This is a genomic window from Flavobacterium zhairuonense (assembly GCF_004352915.1).
GTDB lineage: Bacteria > Bacteroidota > Bacteroidia > Flavobacteriales > Flavobacteriaceae > Flavobacterium > Flavobacterium zhairuonense.
Genome location: NZ_SJSY01000074.1, coordinates 390,644 through 410,617 on the forward strand (window position 1 = coordinate 390,644; position 19,974 = coordinate 410,617).

At 41.0% G+C, this 19,974-nt stretch carries 24 protein-coding genes; 14 read left to right on the forward strand and 10 right to left on the reverse strand.

The genetic code is table 11. The features are described 5' to 3' along the window. The first annotated feature begins 33 nt into the window (after positions 1–33). The 3 genes from EYY60_RS16075 to EYY60_RS16085 all read left to right on the forward strand — a co-directional run bounded on the left by EYY60_RS16075 (position 34) and on the right by EYY60_RS16085 (position 3,142). The gene (locus EYY60_RS16075; RefSeq protein WP_132990330.1) at positions 34–840 is read left to right on the forward strand and encodes a DUF2490 domain-containing protein; all 807 of its coding nucleotides are present in this window, start codon (positions 34–36) and stop codon (positions 838–840) included. A 232-nt stretch (positions 841–1,072) separates the two neighbouring features. Beyond that, entirely contained in the window at positions 1,073–1,756 is a 684-nt protein-coding gene (locus tag EYY60_RS16080; protein ID WP_132990331.1) for a Crp/Fnr family transcriptional regulator, read from the forward strand. Positions 1,757–1,963: 207 nt separating this feature from the next. Beyond that, positions 1,964–3,142 (forward strand): helix-turn-helix domain-containing protein, encoded by a 1,179-nt coding sequence (locus tag EYY60_RS16085; protein ID WP_132990332.1) that lies wholly within the window; start codon positions 1,964–1,966, stop codon positions 3,140–3,142. Between the two features lie 201 nt (positions 3,143–3,343). Here the strand turns inward: EYY60_RS16085 and EYY60_RS16090 are convergent, their stop codons facing one another. Then, positions 3,344–3,730: a hypothetical protein gene (locus tag EYY60_RS16090; RefSeq protein WP_132990333.1), complete on the reverse strand. Its 387-nt coding sequence runs from the start codon at positions 3,728–3,730 to the stop codon at positions 3,344–3,346. Positions 3,731–3,851: 121 nt separating this feature from the next. On the opposite strand from EYY60_RS16090, the gene EYY60_RS16095 reads away from it, so the two are divergent. Beyond that, on the forward strand, positions 3,852–4,037 hold the full coding sequence (locus EYY60_RS16095; RefSeq protein WP_132990334.1) for a DUF6515 family protein: 186 nt from the start codon (positions 3,852–3,854) through the stop codon (positions 4,035–4,037). A 324-nt stretch (positions 4,038–4,361) separates the two neighbouring features. Next, the gene (locus EYY60_RS16100) at positions 4,362–4,949 is read left to right on the forward strand and encodes a DUF502 domain-containing protein (protein ID WP_132990335.1); all 588 of its coding nucleotides are present in this window, start codon (positions 4,362–4,364) and stop codon (positions 4,947–4,949) included. A gap of 122 nt (positions 4,950–5,071) precedes the next feature. Here the strand turns inward: EYY60_RS16100 and EYY60_RS16105 are convergent, their stop codons facing one another. From EYY60_RS16105 to EYY60_RS22320, 3 genes are all read right to left on the reverse strand, one after another. Then, complete coding sequence (locus tag EYY60_RS16105) at positions 5,072–5,665, reverse strand: methyltransferase domain-containing protein (RefSeq protein ID WP_132990336.1); 594 nt, start codon at positions 5,663–5,665, stop codon at positions 5,072–5,074. Further along, on the reverse strand, positions 5,655–6,038 hold the full coding sequence (locus EYY60_RS16110) for a glycine cleavage system protein H (RefSeq protein ID WP_132990337.1): 384 nt from the start codon (positions 6,036–6,038) through the stop codon (positions 5,655–5,657). Before EYY60_RS16110 ends, EYY60_RS16105 begins: the two co-directional genes overlap by 11 nt. Before the next feature lie 518 nt (positions 6,039–6,556). After that, positions 6,557–6,706, reverse strand: coding sequence for a hypothetical protein (locus tag EYY60_RS22320; protein ID WP_162847898.1), 150 nt, complete (start codon positions 6,704–6,706; stop codon positions 6,557–6,559). A gap of 357 nt (positions 6,707–7,063) precedes the next feature. On the opposite strand from EYY60_RS22320, the gene EYY60_RS16115 reads away from it, so the two are divergent. From EYY60_RS16115 to EYY60_RS16130, 4 genes are all read left to right on the forward strand, one after another. Further along, the gene (locus tag EYY60_RS16115) at positions 7,064–7,660 is read left to right on the forward strand and encodes a class I SAM-dependent methyltransferase (RefSeq protein WP_132990338.1); all 597 of its coding nucleotides are present in this window, start codon (positions 7,064–7,066) and stop codon (positions 7,658–7,660) included. Positions 7,661–7,782: 122 nt separating this feature from the next. After that, positions 7,783–8,361 carry a PhnA domain-containing protein gene (locus EYY60_RS16120; protein WP_132990442.1) on the forward strand — a complete coding sequence of 193 codons (579 nt, stop codon included), beginning with the start codon at positions 7,783–7,785 and terminating at the stop codon, positions 8,359–8,361. Positions 8,362–8,534: 173 nt separating this feature from the next. Then, positions 8,535–8,831, forward strand: a complete 297-nt coding sequence (locus EYY60_RS16125; RefSeq protein WP_262711220.1) for a DUF983 domain-containing protein — start codon at positions 8,535–8,537, stop codon at positions 8,829–8,831. Positions 8,832–9,133: 302 nt separating this feature from the next. Next, entirely contained in the window at positions 9,134–9,520 is a 387-nt protein-coding gene (locus tag EYY60_RS16130) for a DUF983 domain-containing protein (protein WP_132990340.1), read from the forward strand. A gap of 495 nt (positions 9,521–10,015) precedes the next feature. On the opposite strand, the gene EYY60_RS16135 is transcribed toward EYY60_RS16130, so the two are convergent. From EYY60_RS16135 to pckA, 6 genes are all read right to left on the reverse strand, one after another. Beyond that, positions 10,016–11,266, reverse strand: a complete 1,251-nt coding sequence (locus EYY60_RS16135; protein ID WP_132990341.1) for an aminotransferase class I/II-fold pyridoxal phosphate-dependent enzyme — start codon at positions 11,264–11,266, stop codon at positions 10,016–10,018. 81 nt (positions 11,267–11,347) lie between these two features. Continuing rightward, complete coding sequence (locus EYY60_RS16140) at positions 11,348–12,001, reverse strand: methyltransferase domain-containing protein (protein WP_235832342.1); 654 nt, start codon at positions 11,999–12,001, stop codon at positions 11,348–11,350. After that, positions 11,998–12,369 carry a glycine cleavage system protein H gene (locus tag EYY60_RS16145; RefSeq protein WP_132990342.1) on the reverse strand — a complete coding sequence of 124 codons (372 nt, stop codon included), beginning with the start codon at positions 12,367–12,369 and terminating at the stop codon, positions 11,998–12,000. Before EYY60_RS16145 ends, EYY60_RS16140 begins: the two co-directional genes overlap by 4 nt. Positions 12,370–12,380: 11 nt before the next feature. Further along, complete coding sequence (gene gcvT, locus EYY60_RS16150) at positions 12,381–13,469, reverse strand: glycine cleavage system aminomethyltransferase GcvT (RefSeq protein ID WP_162847903.1); 1,089 nt, start codon at positions 13,467–13,469, stop codon at positions 12,381–12,383. 22 nt (positions 13,470–13,491) lie between these two features. Beyond that, on the reverse strand, positions 13,492–13,872 hold the full coding sequence (gcvH, locus tag EYY60_RS16155) for a glycine cleavage system protein GcvH (protein WP_132990344.1): 381 nt from the start codon (positions 13,870–13,872) through the stop codon (positions 13,492–13,494). A gap of 179 nt (positions 13,873–14,051) precedes the next feature. After that, positions 14,052–15,683: a phosphoenolpyruvate carboxykinase (ATP) gene (pckA, locus tag EYY60_RS16160; RefSeq protein ID WP_132990345.1), complete on the reverse strand. Its 1,632-nt coding sequence runs from the start codon at positions 15,681–15,683 to the stop codon at positions 14,052–14,054. Between the two features lie 136 nt (positions 15,684–15,819). On the opposite strand from pckA, the gene EYY60_RS16165 reads away from it, so the two are divergent. From EYY60_RS16165 to EYY60_RS16180, 5 genes are all read left to right on the forward strand, one after another. Continuing rightward, positions 15,820–16,515 carry a Crp/Fnr family transcriptional regulator gene (locus EYY60_RS16165; RefSeq protein ID WP_235832343.1) on the forward strand — a complete coding sequence of 232 codons (696 nt, stop codon included), beginning with the start codon at positions 15,820–15,822 and terminating at the stop codon, positions 16,513–16,515. Between the two features lie 176 nt (positions 16,516–16,691). Next, on the forward strand, positions 16,692–17,420 hold the full coding sequence (locus EYY60_RS16170) for a YoaK family protein (protein WP_132990346.1): 729 nt from the start codon (positions 16,692–16,694) through the stop codon (positions 17,418–17,420). A gap of 228 nt (positions 17,421–17,648) precedes the next feature. Further along, a complete protein-coding gene (locus EYY60_RS22515; protein ID WP_262711218.1) occupies positions 17,649–17,780 on the forward strand; it encodes a hypothetical protein in 132 nt (43 codons plus the stop codon). A gap of 162 nt (positions 17,781–17,942) precedes the next feature. Continuing rightward, a complete protein-coding gene (locus EYY60_RS16175; RefSeq protein WP_132990347.1) occupies positions 17,943–18,686 on the forward strand; it encodes an HD domain-containing protein in 744 nt (247 codons plus the stop codon). 124 nt (positions 18,687–18,810) lie between these two features. Continuing rightward, positions 18,811–19,146: a hypothetical protein gene (locus tag EYY60_RS16180; protein WP_132990348.1), complete on the forward strand. Its 336-nt coding sequence runs from the start codon at positions 18,811–18,813 to the stop codon at positions 19,144–19,146. The last annotated feature ends 828 nt before the right edge of the window (positions 19,147–19,974 follow it).

The window sequence follows — 19,974 nt, forward strand, 5'->3', positions numbered from 1 at the left end:
ACTACGGCGGTATATGATTAAGGTTATAAAAATATGAATAGCTTGTCAAAGTGTTTTCTAGCTGGAATGATGGGGATTCTAGCGCAGTTTCCCCTTTTTGGACAGACAGAAAAGCTTCAGCAGTTTTGGAATGAATATGCATTTGTCCATGACTTAAATCAAAAATGGGCAATTGAAGCTGATGCGGGCCTGACTTCAAGCGGCGTTCCGCAGCATAATACTATTTTTTATGGATTCACCCAGTTTAATCTGCGCGCCTGGGTGCATTATTATCCGGCCGACCGCTGGAAGCTTTCTTTTTTCGGCGCCTACTACTTTAATGTGAATGTGCCTGAACTTAATCAGAATGAAGCGCCCGAATACAGGTTTGCTCTTCAGGCAACGTATAATTTATTAAAGCATGGCAGGCTCAGCGTTAACTTAAGGGGAAGGATAGAGGATCGGAATATTGAAAATGAATCAGGGATTTTTGAAGCAGTGGAGCGTTTCAGGTTTCAGGGCAGAGCTGTTTATTTTCTCAATGGGCAGAGAAAGGACAAAAATGAAGTATATGCTTTTTTTTCAGACGAGCTGTATTTCAAGACACAGAGTGAAATAAGCGGAGATGAGTTTTTTGATCGCAACAGGATTACCCTTGGACTTGGCTACAGGGCAACTAAGGATTTTCAGATTGAAATATCATATGCCAATGAATATTTGCCCCGAGCTGCCGTTGATAAGGTCTATAATGCACTGCAGGTCAATGTTACGTTCAATAATCTTGTATCTAATGCAATTAAGCCTTTTATGCGAAAAAAAGCTTCTGTAGACGATGGGGCGCCCAGTGGAGGTGGAGGATAAGGCATTATGCATTATATAAAGGTGTTTGCATAATTAGGAGCAGAATGATTTGCGAAAGAACGGGAAGATGCACCATGCGCAGCTTCTTGCAGGAATGCTGTGGCCTGATTTTTCCCTACGAAAAAACAGGCTGTATGGAATTGTGTTAAAAATGATGATAATCATTGTATAATTTGATTTAAATCAAATTTAAAAAAACAGGGAAGAAATTACCGTAAATTCGTTTTTAACTATGATTTCCAAATTTATCTTTAATAACCACTTTCTTTGGAATGACCTCCCTGAGCAGGATAAAAAAAGCCTCAAGGAAGTCATGCAGATTAAAAAATACCGCAAAAGCGAGGCCATTTTTACGGAAGGGACTCTTGCGGCAGGCATTTTTTTTGTGCAGACAGGCAAAATAAAAAAGTACAAGGCCGATAATTTCGGAAGGGAGCAGATTATCTACATATATAATTCGGGCGAGTTTTTCGGCTACTCGGCCGTTTTGGGCGAAGAGCCTTATGGCGATACTACTGTGGCTATTGAGCCAAGCATTATTTCATTTATCGAGAAAGAGGATTTTTTAAGGATACTTTCCCAATCCGATGTTTTTTCGCGTTTGCTTCTAAAGTGCCTGAGCCATGAATTTATTGTGATGGCAAACCTGCTGGCGGTCCTCTCGCAGCGAACCGTCAGAGAGAGGGTGGCCCTGTGCCTGGTGATTCTGGATAATAAGTATAGGATTGCCGCTAATGAAAATGAAAAGGTATATATCACGCTTTCTCGGAGAGATTTGGCAAATATGGCTGGCACAGCTAATGAAACTTTGGCAAGGGTGCTGCATGATTTTAAGGAAGAGAAGCTCATTTGGATGGAAGGCCGCAGAATCCGACTAGTCAACACGCAGCTGCTGATGCATGCAGTAAATATTTAAATGGGGAAGAGAAAGGCCAGAGGCCGGCCATTTGCTGATATGGAAAAGGACTGAAAAGCAGTTTTTTCCGGCAGCCGGCCTCCTAAAAAAAGATGGCTGCACGTAGAGAAAGAAATTTTCATGCGGCCATTTCTGGACAAGGCCAATTATTTCCAGCCAGCCGGCCGTGAAAGATTTTTTTAAGGGGATAATAAAGAAAACAACAGTATGGCTGATTTATTGCTTCCAAACTTTTTTATGATTTCGGGTCTTTTGGGATCTATGGCCACATTTATCCTGACCTTTCACAAAAGGGAAAAGCCGAACATTTTCTTAAGCATATTTTTATGCAGCCTTGCCATTGTAAGCTTTTTTAATTTTTATTGGGTGGCAAATTCTGAGCATCATAATCTTGTGAGGTCAATATTGGTAAAATCACTGATTTTCCTCACAGCTCCATGCGCATACCTGTATGTGAGATCGATTCTGTTCCCAGAAAGGCTTTTGAGAAAAGATTGCTGGGTCCATTTTATGCCTTTCGGAATATACTCGGCATTTGCATGTATAGGCCTTATTGGAAGAGACAGCCCTTTTCATTATGATATTGCAGTGCTTGAGGGATTATTGCCAGTACTCTGTGTGATGGTCTGCGTGCTCTACGGCCTTTGCCAGACCATGATGATCTTGAACTTTCAGTTCAGGGGAAAAGACAGGGAAATGGATAAAAGCGAGATTTTGAGCTGGGTAAGGATATTCAATCTTTTTACGCTTTTTTTGTTTTCCGGTTTTTTTGTGAATTTCTTTATTTCAAAAGATGGGCCAAAAGATCTCCATGGCCCTTTTCTTATTTCCCTGACCCTGATGCTGATTGCCGGATGGCTCTATTTCAAGCCTGATTATCTGCACGCCCCATGCGAGACAGTTGCCCGGCATGATAAAAAAAGAAGGATTCTGGCCAAAGAAAAGATAAAAGCGGAGCGATATCTGCTCAAATCAGGGCTAAAGGATTACTACACATCGTGCCTGAAAAAAGCATTCGAGGAAGAGAAGCTGTTCCTGAAGCCTGGCTTGTGCATTCGCGACGTATCGGAGCAGACCGCAATAAGGGGCATATATATTTCAATGATTATCCACTTAGAGTACCAAATGGAATTTCAGGTGTTTGTCAACCGTCTCAGAATCAGCTATTTTAAAGAGAATGTAGATTCCGCAGGCTGGAGGAAGCTTACACTGCAGGAAATGGCTGATGCCTCGGGATTTGCGTCGAGGACTACATTTTTCAGGACGTTCGTGAAATACGAGGGGATGCCCCCTTCAGAATATTTACGGAATAAAAAGGCGAAGGCTTCGGAGAGATCCATACGCCAGCTGCCGGACCTTCGCCCGTCAGGCCCGACTGGGGATTAAGAGCAGTTCTGACTTTTGTTCTTCCAGGATCACAGCTTCCGCGGCGGACATAAAACAAAAGGCCCAGAAAAGCGCGCTGCGGCCATCGAGGGCCAATAAGTTTAAGCTTTTTCTGCGGTCGTGATACTTGACTTAAATCAAGTTTCATTTAGAAATTAAATTGTTAATTTAGTTGGCAGGATTTTGTGGTGTAACAAGCAATTACTGGGGAGTAGCTGTCATTTTTTTGTCATCAGTGCCGGAGGCCGGCTGTTTGGTCTCCGGCTTTTGTCCAGTTTTGCTTTTCGGAGCAGGGTATTGATTCATTTTATCATAACTATCTTTTTTTAACTCAATGCAGAAGCCCCAAAAGCATGCGGCCTTCCAAGGCCGCCGCCTTTTGGGGAAATGCTGCAGGAGGTGCAGGGCTTTTGACCGGAAGTGCTTTTCATATAAAAGCTTTATCCCTTTAGGGATCAGGAAAAGCCCGTTTGGGGATTCGTCAGCCATAAATAATACAGTAATGCGCAATAAGGTGATTTTTGAGGCCGCAGCGGGACCGCTTCCGCTTGTGCTGGCGGCCAATAAAACAGTGGTACGGGAAAGCATTGGATTCAAAGCGCGCTACGAGCTGGCCCTTTCCATAAAACACAGGTTCGTTTCTCAGGGCAGGACCGGGAGGTGTTAAGCCTGCCGGCAAACAATTATTACTGCGGGTACCCATTGCAAGATGGATGCCGGGAAATATGCCGTACTGGCTACGGCCGCCGGGACCATAGTGGAGAACCTGCCTGAGGGCGGTGAAGAAGTCATCATAGTCGATGCGAAATTTGTGAAATTCAGGGAAAACTATTGCCAGCCGCTGCAGATTGACGGCAAGGACAGATATGAAGTGATCCAGCTGGAGAAGAAATAGCCATGGCGGCCTTTTGATGGAATCGGATCGGCAATAAAGCAGTCCTGGGGCTTTGATCTGCCCAGGCCAGACCAAAAGGGTGCGCCGAAGCGGCTCTTTTTATGCACCGACCTGTACTGCATCAGAGATATGGTCTGGGGAAAGGACAAGGGGGAGGCCGGGCCAACAGAGAGCCATCTTGGCTTCAGATGCATAAAGAGCCGATAGGCTGGAGGCTTAGCTTATATTTCCGGGAAAGGCTCCAGCGGCACTATTAGGACTGGCTGTGCGGCAATGGGAGTAACTGACAAATCTATTTTAATTTTAACTTAAAATTCCGTTTTTATGAAAGAGTTTTTTAAAAAAGTTGAACGAAACTGTATTTCTGGCGCACTGCTTCTGCTGCCTTTGATTGTTTTTTTTGTGATACTTGGCAAAGTCTGGCACTTTTTTCAGAAGTATGGAGAGAAGACGGCCCATCTATTTGGCCTTGACGCTGTTTTCGGCACCTATGCGAGAGATTTCATAGGAGGCGCATTTCTGGTCCTGCTGCTTTATTTCAGCGGCTATCTGATGCGGCTCGCCTATCTTAAGAAATTTACCGATTGGGTTGATGACAAATTGATGATTTTTCTGCCGGGCTATGAGAAGAACAAAAAAATGGCAGAGGAGAAATTAAAAGCGAGAGTAAAGAAAACAAGCACTGACCTGCCGGTACTGTTGAAATTTGGAGAGTATTGGCAGCCTGCCCATCTTATTGAGGAGACGGCAGACGGGGATGCCGTCGTTTTTGTGCCGAATGCCCCTTCCAAGGACCACGGACAGATTTATATTGTCAGCACTGCCTTGATCAGGCGGCTGCCTGGAACCTCGCTGGGCAGTTTTGACGAATCAGTAAAATCGTTCGGAAAAGGAATCCTGAAATTCAAGTAGACTCCTTGTTTTTTGCATCTGCTGAGCAGCTGAATGATCACCAGGGCGGGCATCCCAGCATGTGCCTTGCCCTTTAAATTATCGGACATAGGTTTACAGGTCAAGCTTTGCTGCTCGCGTGCCTATCGTCTCTTTTTCCAAAAATGCAGCACATTGCCGAAGGAGATCTCCAGATCGAAACTGTCCGGAATTTCATCCCGATTGCTCCAAAATGTAGCCAGCTTGGTCCCGGCAGGGGTCAATTCCAGCTGTTCCCTGACATAAGAGGAATAGGCGTAATAAAGCTCGCTTCCGAGATGTACTGTTTTGTCGATCGGGCAGGATCTGTCCAGATTTTCAAAAAAGGAATTATAGAAATAAAATGCCTGGTAAGAGGCAAATGAAACTTCATCGATGTTGGAGTGGATAAATTCCACATTGCCTATATTGTTTTTCTGCGCTATTTCTTTGGATAATTTTATCAGTGGTTCCCTTTGCTCGACACCATAAAAGCGGCCCTGGGTCGAACAGGCGCCGACCAGGCAGAATTTCCCCGCACCGGAGCCGATATCCAGTATTTTTTTGTTGGGCTCGTCGGCAAGATAGTCGGCCGCTATTCTGGCGATTTCGACCGGAGTCCAATGGCGGTCAGCCAGTTTTTGTATCCACTCCGGGTATATTGCGTCAAAAACGCTGTCATCGACAGTCTTTCTTGATCTCAGGGCCTTAAAAATCATTAATCAGTTCTTGGTATTCCTGGCTGTTTAAGAGGCTGGAAATGGAAATATGCCTGTCAGTGATAATCCTTAGAATCCAGTATGTATAGGGGGCTTCGTTAATGTTGAAGGGGGAATGGCTTAAAATGCTGTTTATGGCTATGATCCAGCCGTCTATCGGAGCAATCAGGGGAAAGGTTTTGTTTGGGCCGGATATATGGCCAAACAGCGTGTTTGTTTCTGCAATATTGCCACACTGCTGGAGATTGACGGAACTGATCAGCCCTATCTGCTTTTGGGCGTAATCTGTCACGCCTATAAAATATTCATAAAGACCTACAGGTCTGAGCCATAAATGATTTTTGGAATAATGCAATGCCTTTGGAATGAACATGATCTGTGATTTAGGTTGTGTAATTAAAGTGCTGTAAAATATAGGGATCTGCTAATTTGAAGGCTCTGGGGCCTCCATGCTGGTGCTTTTCCGTTAAAATGCCAGGCACTTCTCAAGGGTGGCTATAAACCTTCCTGAGCGTAATGGCGAATATAGGGAAAGGGGTGTTTCTGCCCAATATCCAAACGGCCATGATCCTGTTTTATGACAAAAATACATCAATTAGCGATAGATTCGAAGGGCTTAGGTATCAATTAAATTTGATTTTAATCAAGAATCCTGTCCGAAAATTTATGTTATTTTTGCTTCACAAGTTCATGGGAATAAGTGCGGTTTTTAGGAGAATTTCTGACACCTGAAAATCGGGCTTTTTTGTTATTATTGCCGCCAGAGATTAGCTTCTTTAGTCTCTGGTTTTTTTTGCAAGGGATCTTACTATTAATTCATTTTTAACAATAGCCAGCTATTTTTGGACCCTGCGGCATCCCCCAAAAAGCTGTTTGTTGCTTTTGCTTTAATTAGAAAAGCTTTTTGGGGAAGCGCTGCTGGAAAGCAAATGGCACTTTTCCGCCTTTAAGGGGTAAGGGCGGGTTTCTAAAAAGATTCAGCCCCCCTTTTATGCCAATGGGGTATTTATTAATTCCTGATGGATGATATTCGGCGCCCATAGCATCTGATTTTGATATGCAAACTTAAGGATAGATTTTGGCAGGCAATTCCGATGTGTTTTTGTGCTTTGGCCATTAGGATTCACCTGAAAAATCAGGGACATCCTGGCAACGGAAAACATGCCAGTATTTTTCTTATAAACTGGCAGGCGGCACGTCTGCCCTTTTGAAGCAGTATGCTATGATTATCTATTAAAATTACATTTTTCGTCCACTTTTTTTGATTTAAATCAAATTTTAGAAAGATATTAATCGGTCAAATATATTGGGACACTCTATACTTTTGCCACTTGCTGGATTATTCCATTTAGCAAGGAAAATTAAGCCAACTGCAGCAAATGCAAAAGTATTTATAAAATGATTTTTGAACAACTCAAGCGAAATAAATCTATTGATGATACCGAGTTTAACGAAGTGTACCCCATTAGGATAAAGAAGCTGGCGGCCCGCCACTGGACCCCCGTAAAAATAGCCAGAAAAGCAGCCGGTTTTTTGGTGGACAGACCCAATAAAAGAGTATTGGATATAGGATCGGGGGCTGGAAAATTCTGCCTGGTAGGAGCAGCTTCCACAACAGGCAGGTTTTATGGCGTGGAGCAAAGAGAACCGCTTATAAAATTATCGCGAAAAATTGCCGAAAAATATAAGATTGATAATGTAGAATTCATACACTCAAATATTACGGAGATATCTTTTTTGGATTATGACGCTTTCTATTTTTTCAATTCATTTCAGGAAAATATAGATCTGACGGCCCGTATTGACAAATCAATTGATCCAAGTGAGGAACTATACCATCTATATACCGGCTATCTTAAAGACCAGTTGGAGAAAACTCCCATTGGCACAAAACTGGTTACCTACTGGAGCAACTGCAGGGAGGTTCCAAAAAGCTTCAGCTTAGAATCCGTTTCGCACGGCGGGGTATTAAGCTTCTGGAGAAAAACGGCCTAAATTGGAGCATGAAACCTACAAACCTACTGAATAGAATCAATTAAGACATGGACGGTGAAGAATATATGGATGTTAGAATATGTTCTGAGAAGTCTTTAAACTTTATTTCCAAACAAAATAAAATGAAATTAGAGGAATTATTAAAAAAGAGAAGCGGAAATGTATGCGAATTAAGCGACATCAATAAAGATCTAATTGCTTATGAAGTTCCGCCGGCCCAAAACAAAGGGGCAGACGGTTGGATTTTGATCAATGAGAAATGCCTTAACCAAATTGAAAAAAAAGAGGAATTGGATGATGTTTTCTGGAAAAATTTTCTGCCAATATCAATGTGGAGCGAAGTGCCGGCCGTGCAGGTGGTATCATGGCGCATGCTTAACCGGTTTCGCAATGAAAGCTGGGCCGCCGATGCGCTGGATATGATGTATTTGGATGATGAAAATCTGCAGTGGGCAAAAGCAACCGGAGACCATACCGGTGACGGGGCAGTTAATTTCCACAAAGACAGCAATGGCAATATCCTGCAAAATGGCGATACGGTCACCCTTACCAAAGATTTGGATGTAAAAGGTTCGTCTTTAAATGCGAAAGTCGGCACGGCAGTTCGAAACATCCGCTTGGTCCATGATAACCATGAGCAGATCGAGGGGAGAATAGAGGGGCAGGCAATAGTGATTTTAACCAAATTTGTAAAGAAATAAATTTCAGTCAGAGTTGTCTGGCTGCAAGCAGATTTTGCCTGAATGCCCTGAATTTGGCCCGGGGAGCATAAATAAAATGCAGATGAACCCTAATGCAGTTGTAATATATGCTTAAACTTAAATGTCCAAGATGCCATAAGGGGAACTTATTTGTTAATCCGGGGCTGTTTGTCATGGCGAGATTTCTTAAAATGCACGAAAAGTGCAAAAATTGCAGCCAGGACTTTAGAATGGAACCTTATTTTTATTGGTCTTCTTTGTGGATTGGTTTTTCAATCGTGCCGGGCGTTTTTGCACCTCTGCTGGTTCTTGGACTGTATTTAAATGAAATTTATGGAATTTCTTTAAGCATAGTGCCGCCGATTTTCCTGTTTTTATATTTTGTATTGCAAATTCCAATAATGCGGATATCCAGGGCCGTTTTGCTTCATTTGGCTTTTAAGTATTTTGAAGGGCGCGAAAAGAAATAACTTTGCTTAAAAAGCGCAGACCGCATATGATTGGTGAAAATAATTCAAAAGATTATTCAGAAATGAAAGCCTCTTTTTTGCTTGGGAGAATGATGGGCTGAAAGAATCAGCGCATTTAAAAGCAATAGCATAATTATGTCGGGAAAATATTGGCCGGTTAAATTAAGACGCAGGATTCTATGGTTCTTCTTAAAATTCCTCCGCCTTGTAAAGAGATAAGCCCTGAGGTTTACTTGGACATCTATAAATTTAAAATTAAACTATGGCTCATGGATTTAGAGCTTTAAATGAAATGTTCGCATATGAAGAAAGGAAGTAAATTAAATAGTATTTTAACGGGAAGCTGTCCTAAATGTCAGAATGAGAACATGTATCTGGATAAAAATCCCCTGCATTTGAGTTCTGTTTTAAAAATGCACGAGAAGTGCAGCCATTGCGGGCTAAGATATCAAATAGAGCCTTCTTTCTTTTTTGGCGCAATGTACGTAAGTTATGGGCTGAATGTTGGTGCTGGGATTGCTGCTTTCATCATCTCATATCTTATTTTTGATTCCAGCATAAAAACATCATTTATTGCAATTACTGCAGTGCTGATTATTTTGTTTCCAATATTGCTGAGATTATCCAGAAATATTTATATCAATATGTTTGTCTCCTATGATCCGAAAGCAGCTCCAAAAGAGAATTAGCCCAAAAAAACACCTAATTTTTAAAAGGGAGAGAGTCTTTGATTGCTCTTCCCTTTTAAAAATTAGTCATCAGAACATTGGCGGATATTCTGAATTCGCCTTATTTTGAGCACCGCTAAAATGACAGGTTATAAAATAATCCAAGTTTTCCATTGCCATCCACTCCTGGGCCGGGAAGCGGGAACAGATCAGATTCCTGTCGCCATAAGCATTATCAATTTTGCTTGCACAAGGCCAGAATTTATTGTGCTTACCCCATTTTAAAGGGAATGCCGCTTTTTGCCTGCGATGCTTCTTAAATTTTTTTTGTATTCGTATTCAGAACCCCCTTCTGCGATATTTAATGGTCCTGCCAAACGAATATCAGATGGAGCTATTTTGTCAATTTATGCTTCGAGCGAAGAAGCGCCTATGATATCCAACATTTCTTTTGAACCTTTTTTGCTAACACCGCTGTGACGCGTTATAAATTGCTCTGTTTTCATATTTTAAGATTTAGATTGCCAGCTCTTCTTGTTCTTCTTCTTTTTTGTACTGTCCTGAATTCAGATTAGACCTGATTTCCTTAAAGACGGTTATGGTCCTTTGAACATCCTCCAAGGTGTGCACTGCAGTAGGGATCAATCGCAGAATGATCATACCTTTTGGCACAACAGGATATACTACCACTGAGCAGAAAATCTGGTGGTTTTCCCGCAGGTCACTCACCAAGGCGGTTGCTTCACCCAAGGTGCCGTTGAGGTAGACAGGGGTGACTGGAGAATCGGTATTGCCGATATCAAAACCTGCATCGGTAAGGCCATTTTGCAGGCTGCGGGTAATTTCCCAAAGCTTTTCCCTTAATTCGGGTCTGGTGCGCATTAATTCCAATCGCTTTAAAGCACCAAAAACCATTGGCATTGGCAATGCCTTAGCATAGATTTGTGAGCGCATATTATATTTTAGAAACAATATTGCCTTTTTAGTGCTGGCAACAAAGGCGCCAATTCCTGCAAAAGATTTTGCGAATGTTCCAAAATAAAAATCGATACCATCCTGAATGCCTTGTTCTTCACCGGTTCCAGCACCGGTTTTGCCCATACAGCCAATCCCGTGCGCATCATCAACAAGGAGTGAAAAATTATACTTCTCTTTTAGGGCTACAATTTCTTTTAATCTGCCCTGATCGCCGCGCATGCCAAAAACACCTTCTGTTATGACTAGTATTGCGCCTTTAGTTTCTTCCGCTATCTTTTGAGCACGCTGCAGCTGTTTTTCACAATCATCAATATCATTGTGCTTGAAAACAAAACGTTTGCCCATATGCAATCGCATTCCATCTATGATGCAGGCATGAGATTCCGCATCATAGACGATAACATCTTTTCGATCTGCCAGGCTGTCAATGATAGAGACCATTCCCTGATAGCCATAGTTTAATAAAAAGGCATCTTCTTTTTGAACATAGTCTGCAATTTTCTGTTCAAACTCTTCGTGCAGTTTGCTATTCCCGCTCATCATTCGTGCTCCCATCGGATAGGCAAGGCCATATAATCTGGTTCCTTCATTATCAGCCTGCCTGACTTCAGGATGGTTGGCTAATCCCAAATAGTTATTCAGGCTCCATACCAATTTTTTCTCACCATTAAAAAGCATTGTATTGCTAATCTCCCCTTCTAATCTCGGGTAGGCATAATATCCATGCGCATAATGAGCATGATCGCCTAATGGGCCAAGGCGAGTGCTTATTTTATCCATTATAGTCATATGTTTTTTAGGTTAAATTGTTATATTTTCATTTTAAAGGCAAAAGATCTTGCGGTCTTGCAACTTCTTATCTTTGGCAGTCTATAGGACGATACTGCACTGCTTTTTTAATGCCAGCAGGTTTATTTGGCTATCAGCTAAGATGTCTTCTGCCAAAAAGTCAATACCCCCCCCGCAACCGGCATATTCCAGTTTGAAACTATCTGGGATTTCTTCCCAATTGCTCCAATAGGCAACTAACCGGGTGCCGACCGGTGTTTTTTCAAGCTGTTCTTTTACATATTTGGAGTAGGAATAGAATAATTCCCTCTCCGGAGCTATTGTTTTATCAATTGAGCACGAAGAATCAATATTTTCATAAAAGGAATTATAAAAATAGAAGGCCTCATAGTCAGAGAAATTAATTTTATTAATGTTGGAATGAATAAATTCTACATTGGTTACATAGTGCCTCTCGGCAATTTTTTTTGATAACTTAACAAGCGATGCCCTTTGCTCCACGCCATAAAACCTGCCTGTTGTGGAAGCTGCTCCTACCAGGCAGAATTTTCCCGCTCCCGAACCGATATCCAATACTCTTTTATTGGGTCTGTCCACCAAATACTCAGATGCAAATTTGGCTACAGCAACCGGGGTCCAATGGCGGGCTGCGAGCCTTTTTATTCTTCTTGGATACAGCTCATTGAAGGCCGCATCCTCAACAGTTATGTTTAATTTGAGGAATTTAAATATCATCGGATAAGTGCTACATATTCTTCATGGGCTAATAATCCATAATTGCCCACAACTGTTGAAACTCTTAATAGCCAATGTTTGTACGGATCTCGATTGATGCTTGAAGGGTTGGCATCCATAATGGCGTTTGTGGCCATAACCTTGCAATCAATAGGGGCAAGGAGAGAAAAAGTTTGGTTAGTGCCGTAGATGCTTCCCCATAGGATTTCTTTTTTCATGTGTTCGCAGTTTAATTCCAGTTCAATTAAACTGATTTCGCCTATTTCCTTTTGGGCAAAATCAGTGATGCCGACAAAATAATCGTATAATCCAACTTGTCTTAGCCACAAGTGATTTTCAGTATAATACAGTGCTTTGGGAATAAACATATCTCGAAGATTTAGATTTGAACAAAAGGAGTCTGAACAACGACTGCCTTAATTGGTTTGTTTCTGATATTGATAAAAATCTCACTGCCAATATTTGATTTCCCAGCAGCAACATACCCCATTCCTATAGCCTTTTTTAAAGTAGGCGACATGGTACCCGAGGTAACGGTGCCTATAATTTGATTTTTTTCATCCCAGATTTCATAATCATGGCGGGGAATGCCTTTGCCGATCATTTCAAATCCTACCAATTTCCTTGCTACTCCATTTTCTTTTTGAATTTTGAGAGTATCGCTCTGAATAAATTCTTTAGTAAATTTTGTAATCCATTCCAGCCCGGCTTCCAATGGCGAAGTCGTGTCATTGATGTCATTGCCATACAAACAGTATCCCATTTCCAACCGCAGGGTATCTCTGGCCGCGAGCCCGATAGGCTCAATGCTATTCTCTTTTCCTGCCTCGAAGATGGCATTCCATAATAGTTCAGCATACTTATTCTGCACATATATTTCAAATCCGCCTGCCCCGGTATATCCGGTGGCAGATACTATAGCGTTTGGGATGCCTGCAAATTCGCCTATTTCAAACGTATAATATTTCATCTCGGCCAAATTGATACGGGTCAATTTTTGCAGGGATTCTGCAGCCAAGGGGCCCTGGACCGCAAGCAGGGAAATCATATCGGAGAGGTTTGTTACGGCAAGATCTAAATAATCAAGGGCCATATTATTGATCCAATCCAAGTCTTTTTGGATATTCGAAGCATTTACCACCAGTAGATAATCCTTTTCGCTCATCATATATATCAGTAGATCGTCTACAATGCCGCCGGTTTTATTTGGCATGCAGCTGTACTGCACTTTTCCTGGGAAAAGCTTTGAGGCATCGTTTGAACTTATTTTCTGGATTAATGCCAGGGCATCTTTTCCCTGTATGAGGATCTCCCCCATGTGGGAAACATCAAAAACGCCTACGGCATTTCTAACGGTTTCATGCTCATGGTTTACCCCTGAGTACTGTATGGGCATTTCATAGCCTGCAAATGGGGCCATTTTTCCGCCAAGGGCATGATGAACTGCATCAAGTGCTGTTTTTTTGATATTTACGTATTGAGTGTCCATATCATAAACCTATTAATGATGCATATGCATCAGATTTTAGCAGTGTCTCGATCTCCGCATTGTTTTCAATTTTTATTTTAATCATCCAGCCCTCGCCATAAGGGTCGGAATTGACCAATTCAGGATTGGTTTCCAGTTTGGGGTTCAATTCAAGGATTTCCCCTGTCAGCGGAAGGAAAAGGTCAGATACAGTTTTTACGGCTTCAACAGTGCCAAATACGTCGTGGCGGTTTAGTTTCTCTCCAAGGGTTTCTATTTCAACATAGACAATATCTCCTAATTCGTGCTGTGCAAAATCAGTGATTCCGATATAGGCTGCATCATTTTCAATTTTTACCCATTCGTGGTCCTGTGTGTATAAAAGGTTTTTAGGCATTTCCATTTTTTATTGTTTTTAAATTTTGTTTTGCTTCTCGGGACAAGGCATATTGCCGTAAGTGCGATAAAGGCAGCATTAGTTCGGTTCGGCTATTTCAAAAACCGCTTCGCAGAATACGCGTCTGCTGCTTGCCGCTTTGCTTTTGAGTGGTATCCACTCCTTAATATTCAGTCCTGCACTGTTTAGATGTATCGCAATTTGCTGAAATAAAACAGATTGGGGTCTGGCTTGATGGCATTGGGCGCACCGCTGCAGATTTCTTCATTGGCCAGATCTTCAAAAGTTTTAAAATTTGCGGCGAACTGGTCTGCAAGGCTCTGTGCCATTGCATCATAAGCCGGTTTATCTTTCCAGGTATTTTTTGGATTTAAGATTTCAGAAGGAACACCGGGGCACGAAACCGGCATCTGCACTCCAAATACAGGGTGCCCCGTAAAATCTGTGTTCTTGAGCTTATTTTCCAATACAGCTGTAATCATTGCTCTGGTGTAAGAAAGCTTTATGCGCTCCCCAACCCCATATGCTCCGCCGGACCAGCCAGTGTTGACCAGCCAGACCTTTACATTGTTTTCTTTTAGTTTGCTTCCCAGCAACTCTGCATATTTTGCCGGATGCAGCGGCAAAAAGGGTTTGCCAAAGCAGGCCGAAAAAGTGGTTTGCGGTTCAGTTATCCCCGCTTCGGTGCCAGCCACTTTCGCTGTATATCCCGAAATAAAATGATACATCGCCTGGCCCACTGTAAGTTTGGAAATAGGGGGCAGAACCCCAAAAGCGTCACAAGTGAGGAAGAAAATATTTTTTGGAATGCCTCCAATGGAAGGATTTGCAGCGTTGTCAATAAAATCAATTGGATAAGCAGCTCTGGTGTTTTCGGTTACCGATACATTATCATAGTCTACGATATCAGTTCCTTCCAAGAACCTTACATTTTCAAGCAGGGTTCCGAATCGTACTGCAGAAAAGATTTGAGGCTCTTTTTCCTGGCTGAGGTTCACGCATTTGGCATAACATCCGCCTTCAAAATTGAATACATTTTCATTGTCCCAGCCATGCTCGTCATCACCGATTAATCCACGGGACGGATCTGCAGAGAGCGTAGTTTTTCCCGTTCCCGACAAGCCAAAAAATACTGCGGTGTCTCCTTGCTTGCCAATATTGGCTGAGCAGTGCATCGAAAGCACCTTTTTTTCGTGGGGAAGCATATAATTCAGGACTGTAAAAATCCCCTTTTTTATTTCACCGGTATAAGCACTGCCGCCGATAAGGATTACTTTTTTGGTAAAGTTTATTATAGTGAAATTATGCTGGCGCGTTTTATCAATTATGGGATCAGCCTTAAATTCAGGAGCAACAAGTACAAGCCATTCATGCTCAAAAGTTTCAAGCTCTTTTTCGGATGGCCTTAAAAAAAGATTATGGGCAAACAGGCTCTGCCATGGGTTTTGGGTAATTACTCTGGCTTTTAATTGATATTCTTTCTTAGCACAGGCATATACATCCTTTACATACAGTTCTTCATTTGAAAGAAAATCTGTAACACGATTGTACAGATTATCAAAATCCTGGGGGGCGAAAGGATGATTTGCATCCCCCCACCAGATAGAGTCTGTCGTTTTTTCATCTTTTACGATATATTTGTCTTTAGGTGAACGGCCTGTAAACTCCCCAGTGTCACAGGCTAATGCACCTGAACTGGTTATGACTCCCTGCTGCCTGTTTACGGTTTGTGTCACCAATATAAGTTCAGACAGATTCCAATGGATTGTTTTGGAGGCATTAATGCCAATGCCTTTCAGCTGTTCTATGTGTTTCATGATTATCATCGCGATAAAATTTTATTTTCAATAGTGCAAAAGTAGACAGATTGGAAATCAGATTAGGCGACTAAAGCGGTACATAAAACTTGATTTAAATCAAATCTTAAAAAGGCATGGGAAAAATATCGTAATTTTGGAATCAGCTATGATTTCAAAATTTATCTTCAATAATCAGTATATTTTAAACGAGTTGCCGCAGTTTGACAAGGATCTGCTTGAAAAGGTAATGCAGAGTAAGAAATATGCCAAAAATCAGACAATATTTACTGAAGGTACATTGCCTACGGGCATTTTTTATATTCAAGCCGGCAAAGTCAAAAAGTATAAGGTTGATAATGAGGGAAGGGAGCAAATCATTTATATCTACAATTCAGGAGAGTTTTTTGGCTATACGGCCATACTAAGCGAGCAGGCATATGGAGATACCGCAGTGGTTATTGAAAATTCAGTTATTTCATTTATACCCAAAGGCGACTTTTTTAATGTCCTTAATAATTCTGCAGTATTTTCACGATTGCTTTTAAAATGCCTCAGCCACGAGTTTAGTGTAGTGGCAAATTTGATGGCTGTCTTATCGCAGCGGACTGTGCGGGAGCGTGTTGCCCTTAGTCTATTGATCCTGCATGATAAATACAAAATAAATGATGACCAAAAAGATGTTTTTATTACCCTTTCAAGGAAGGATCTGGCCAATATGGTAGGTACTGTAAATGAAACCCTGGCAAGGGTGCTGCATGATTTTAAGAATGAAAACCTTATCTGGATGGAGGGGCGCAAGATTCAATTGATGAATTTTCGGCAATTAATACACATAGCCAATTTTTATTGATGATAATATTTTATATTTTAAAAGTCAGGGAATCTGACTCGCAAAAGAATATTTGAAATCCAGCCAGTCGCTTTGTTTGCAAAATAAATTAAGAGCACATAAATCATAGGAGAAAGGCATTTAGGGCATAATGTTTGACTGTTAGGGGCGGCCAAACTTAAAAAAGGATTATTAAAATGTTCAAGCACCACGGAAAAAAAAGAAACTTAAAACATAATCTAAAAATTGCTTCTCTTCTATCATTTGTTGCGGGAATGGTAAACGTCGCTGGTTTTTTTTCAGTCCAGACCCTCACGACAAATGTCACGGGACATTTTGCATTTTTTATAGATGAAATTTTCAAACTCGATTTCTTCACAGCATTTATCTGCTTTGGGTATATATTTTTCTTTTTTTTGGGGTCTTTCACATCAAGCTTTCTTATGGAATTGGTAGTACGCCGAAGAGAAAATATTGTGCATCTCATTCCTGCTTCCATTGAGATTGCAATTTTGTTTTCTATTGCCGCCTTTGGAGATGATCTGATTGCCAGTTTTCCCAATCTGATTTCTTTTACATTGCTTTATGCAATGGGAATGCAGAATTCATTTGTTACAAGGATCTCAAATTCTATTGTTCGGACTACCCACTTGACGGGCTTGTTTACTGATTTGGGCATTGAATTGTCCCAGCTTTTCTTTTACAGGGAACAAAATAAGAAAGCCGAACTTTTTTCTTCAATTAAGCTGCGGATTACAATTATCAGCTTTTTTTTCATTGGAGGCATCATAGGAGGCATATTTTATTCAAGAAGAGGGCTGCAGGTTTTGTTTCTTGGTGGTCTTGTGCTGCTAGGGGGGCTGATTTATGATAATATAAAACTAAACTTAATTTTATTGAAACGGAAATTAAAAAGAAAACAATAGCAAATTGGCTGGCTAACTTTTAAATCGCCTTAATTCTTATATTTGATTCTGACAGATGCGGCAGGACCCGGCCGGGCCCTATTGGCAATATAAAGCAAAAGCAGAGAAAGGGCATAAAAAATGATTTATATGCCAGGCATATGGGGACAGGCTGCAGGTTTTGAAAAGTAATGGCATTTATGTTTTGCAGGCTGATTATGACCGGGAACTGCTGGACAAAGGGATGATATGGAATTAAAAAATAAGGCAAATAAAGACGTTTCGTTTGGCGATATGGAAAGCGCTTTTGAAGCTTCTGCATTCTGTACTTATAGAGCCCTTAAGCTTTCTGTTGAGTCTTTATTGAAAAATGGGCTTTAAAGAACCAGGACTCTGCCGCAAACGCAGATTCATTTTAACGAGTATGGACGCCGTGGATATGATCATGTCTATGAAGCTCAAGAAAGCGAACAGCAGAAAATATGGGGAGAATGGATGCCATCTAATCCAATATAAATATAAGCTCAATTAAATCTTACCAAAATGGAATATAAATATTATATCAGCAGCTATAACGGCATAGAAACATTGTACAGGATCCAGGAAGGCAGAATTAGGGATTCTGCAGGCACTTTGGAATCTTTCCAAAACGGAGGGTGGAGCAGCGATCTGAACCCTATAAAATCTTTTATGAACAGATATGCCAGCGGGTGGCTTGATGAAGACGATGCTATGGATTATAAGACAGCCATAGGAGCATTAAGAAAAAAAATAGATGAAGCCAGAAGTTTTGCAGCTGAAAAGCATGGAAACCAGAAGTATGGCAGATACCCGTATGAGGTGCACTTGATAAATGTAATCAATGTATTGCTGCGCAATGATATCCTACCTGATACTGAAATGAATATCGATTTATGGAGCAGCGCCTGGCTGCATGATGTCCTGGAGGATACCGATACAGCCCGGGATGAAATAATTGATAGGTTTGGGATCCATATTTTTGAAATCGTGTGGTCTTTGAGCGATGGCAAGGGGGAAGACAGAAAAGAAAAGAAACAGGCAATGTATGAAAAAATAGTCCTGAACCAGAATGCGATCATCATAAAACTCGCTGATAGGATTGCAAATCTGGAATTCAGCATCATTGACAATAATCAGGAAAAAATCAAGCTTTATATTGATGAAAATGATGATTTGAACCAATACCTAGCCAACAGGATTACTGAAAAAGAAGGGCTGGCCCTGCTGGATTATCTCAATAGCCTGATTGGCAAAATGAAATTATAACAGACCAGTTCCATGAGAACTTCGGAGGCTGATATGAGAGGTTGGATGCCAAACCATAGGAAGGGCAGAAGCCTAAAGAAGCGATGACGCAAGCGCATTGCAAGTCCAGTGAAACCCGGAACAGATGCGTCAAGCCGCAAAAGCAAAAAAAAGTATAATTATGATGGAACATCAGATAGGGATTTTAAAGAAATTAAGGAAGGAGAATATTATCGCCTATGATGAGATGCTCAAGATTGCCGATGCCTTTCAGACAGCTTCAGGCCAAGGACTGGTAATTGGGAAAACAAAGGGGATGCTGGATTTTCTTAAAAATTACGGAGAAATAATAGTCAGCAATGATGAGGGGATAAAAACAGTACTGAAGACAAATCATGATCTGGCAGGGTTTTATTCCTTGATCGATCCTTGTATAGCCATTGAAAAAGATGTAATTTTTAATATTTTTTTTTCTAAATAAATCAAAAAGCAGGTTGCTACTCAAAATAATGCCGTTTAGGCAGAGACCGGGTTCTTTTGCAGGTTTTATGCTGATCCTAAAGAAAGTGTTTCTTCTGCACTGCAGAAAAGCCTTAATGGATCCGCTAAAAAATCTTTTTTTGTTTGTGGGGAGAATATACCCCAAAGAGATTCTCAAGGGCTATCCGCAGTGTCAGCCGTTTATTTTTTCCTTATGGTAGCGCGAGAGCCATTTTTCCATTTTCTCAAGCAAGCGGATTTCACTCAGGTTCCCTGATGGATCAGATAGTCCTGTGATGGTCCTCTGGTAATTGAATTTTTTATCTTCAAATACGCAGGTGAACCTGGGGTGCTCGTTATGGGATACCAGCCATTTGTTCTGGTCTATATTTTCAATCTTAAATTTCTTCATTTTTCATGATCTCCCGGGCAGCTTTGATGGTTTAGGCAGGATTGGTGCTTTGCTTTAGTTTTTACTTGAGAATTCTAAACTGCAAAAATAGAACATTATTGCAGATGGCTACTAGAAATAAACCAATTTTTGCCGTCATGAGAACAACAGATTTATAAGAAAAAAAAAGCCCCCTTTTAGGAGGACTCTTAAATAATTGTCATAGATATTAATCTAAATGGAAGTTGGTTTGATTATAGCAGCTTTTTTATCCTTTATGACAATTGAATTTTTATAGAACCAAGATAAGATTTTATGGCAGTAAAAAAAGGTTAAAATGTTTTATAAAGGCTTATTTTTATTCAAGTAATCTCTAACTTGGAGCCGTGAATAATAAAGCCGGATAAATGTAATAAAATCTATAGCGTAATGATCTGC

Bases quoted from the DNA above. Each gene is read 5' to 3' on its own strand.
- EYY60_RS16075 (WP_132990330.1), top strand. From the start codon at position 34: ATGAATAGCTTGTCAAAGTGTTTTCTAGCTGGAATGATGGGGATTCTA.
- EYY60_RS16175 (WP_132990347.1), top strand. From the start codon at position 17,943: ATGGAATATAAATATTATATCAGCAGCTATAACGGCATAGAAACATTG.
- EYY60_RS16130 (WP_132990340.1), top strand. From the start codon at position 9,134: ATGAAGAAAGGAAGTAAATTAAATAGTATTTTAACGGGAAGCTGTCCT.
- EYY60_RS16135 (WP_132990341.1), bottom strand. From the start codon at position 11,266: ATGACTATAATGGATAAAATAAGCACTCGCCTTGGCCCATTAGGCGAT.
- gcvH (WP_132990344.1), bottom strand. From the start codon at position 13,872: ATGGAAATGCCTAAAAACCTTTTATACACACAGGACCACGAATGGGTA.
- EYY60_RS16110 (WP_132990337.1), bottom strand. From the start codon at position 6,038: ATGTTCATTCCAAAGGCATTGCATTATTCCAAAAATCATTTATGGCTC.
- EYY60_RS22515 (WP_262711218.1), top strand. From the start codon at position 17,649: ATGGAATTAAAAAATAAGGCAAATAAAGACGTTTCGTTTGGCGATATG.
- EYY60_RS16115 (WP_132990338.1), top strand. From the start codon at position 7,064: ATGATTTTTGAACAACTCAAGCGAAATAAATCTATTGATGATACCGAG.
- EYY60_RS16140 (WP_235832342.1), bottom strand. From the start codon at position 12,001: ATGATATTTAAATTCCTCAAATTAAACATAACTGTTGAGGATGCGGCC.
- EYY60_RS16095 (WP_132990334.1), top strand. From the start codon at position 3,852: ATGGATGCCGGGAAATATGCCGTACTGGCTACGGCCGCCGGGACCATA.
- pckA (WP_132990345.1), bottom strand. From the start codon at position 15,683: ATGAAACACATAGAACAGCTGAAAGGCATTGGCATTAATGCCTCCAAA.
- EYY60_RS22320 (WP_162847898.1), bottom strand. From the start codon at position 6,706: ATGGGCGCCGAATATCATCCATCAGGAATTAATAAATACCCCATTGGC.
- EYY60_RS16120 (WP_132990442.1), top strand. From the start codon at position 7,783: ATGAAATTAGAGGAATTATTAAAAAAGAGAAGCGGAAATGTATGCGAA.
- EYY60_RS16080 (WP_132990331.1), top strand. From the start codon at position 1,073: ATGATTTCCAAATTTATCTTTAATAACCACTTTCTTTGGAATGACCTC.
- EYY60_RS16145 (WP_132990342.1), bottom strand. From the start codon at position 12,369: ATGTTTATTCCCAAAGCACTGTATTATACTGAAAATCACTTGTGGCTA.
- EYY60_RS16100 (WP_132990335.1), top strand. From the start codon at position 4,362: ATGAAAGAGTTTTTTAAAAAAGTTGAACGAAACTGTATTTCTGGCGCA.
- EYY60_RS16125 (WP_262711220.1), top strand. From the start codon at position 8,535: ATGGCGAGATTTCTTAAAATGCACGAAAAGTGCAAAAATTGCAGCCAG.
- EYY60_RS16180 (WP_132990348.1), top strand. From the start codon at position 18,811: ATGCGTCAAGCCGCAAAAGCAAAAAAAAGTATAATTATGATGGAACAT.
- EYY60_RS16170 (WP_132990346.1), top strand. From the start codon at position 16,692: ATGTTCAAGCACCACGGAAAAAAAAGAAACTTAAAACATAATCTAAAA.
- EYY60_RS16090 (WP_132990333.1), bottom strand. From the start codon at position 3,730: ATGCTTTCCCGTACCACTGTTTTATTGGCCGCCAGCACAAGCGGAAGC.
- EYY60_RS16085 (WP_132990332.1), top strand. From the start codon at position 1,964: ATGGCTGATTTATTGCTTCCAAACTTTTTTATGATTTCGGGTCTTTTG.
- EYY60_RS16105 (WP_132990336.1), bottom strand. From the start codon at position 5,665: ATGATTTTTAAGGCCCTGAGATCAAGAAAGACTGTCGATGACAGCGTT.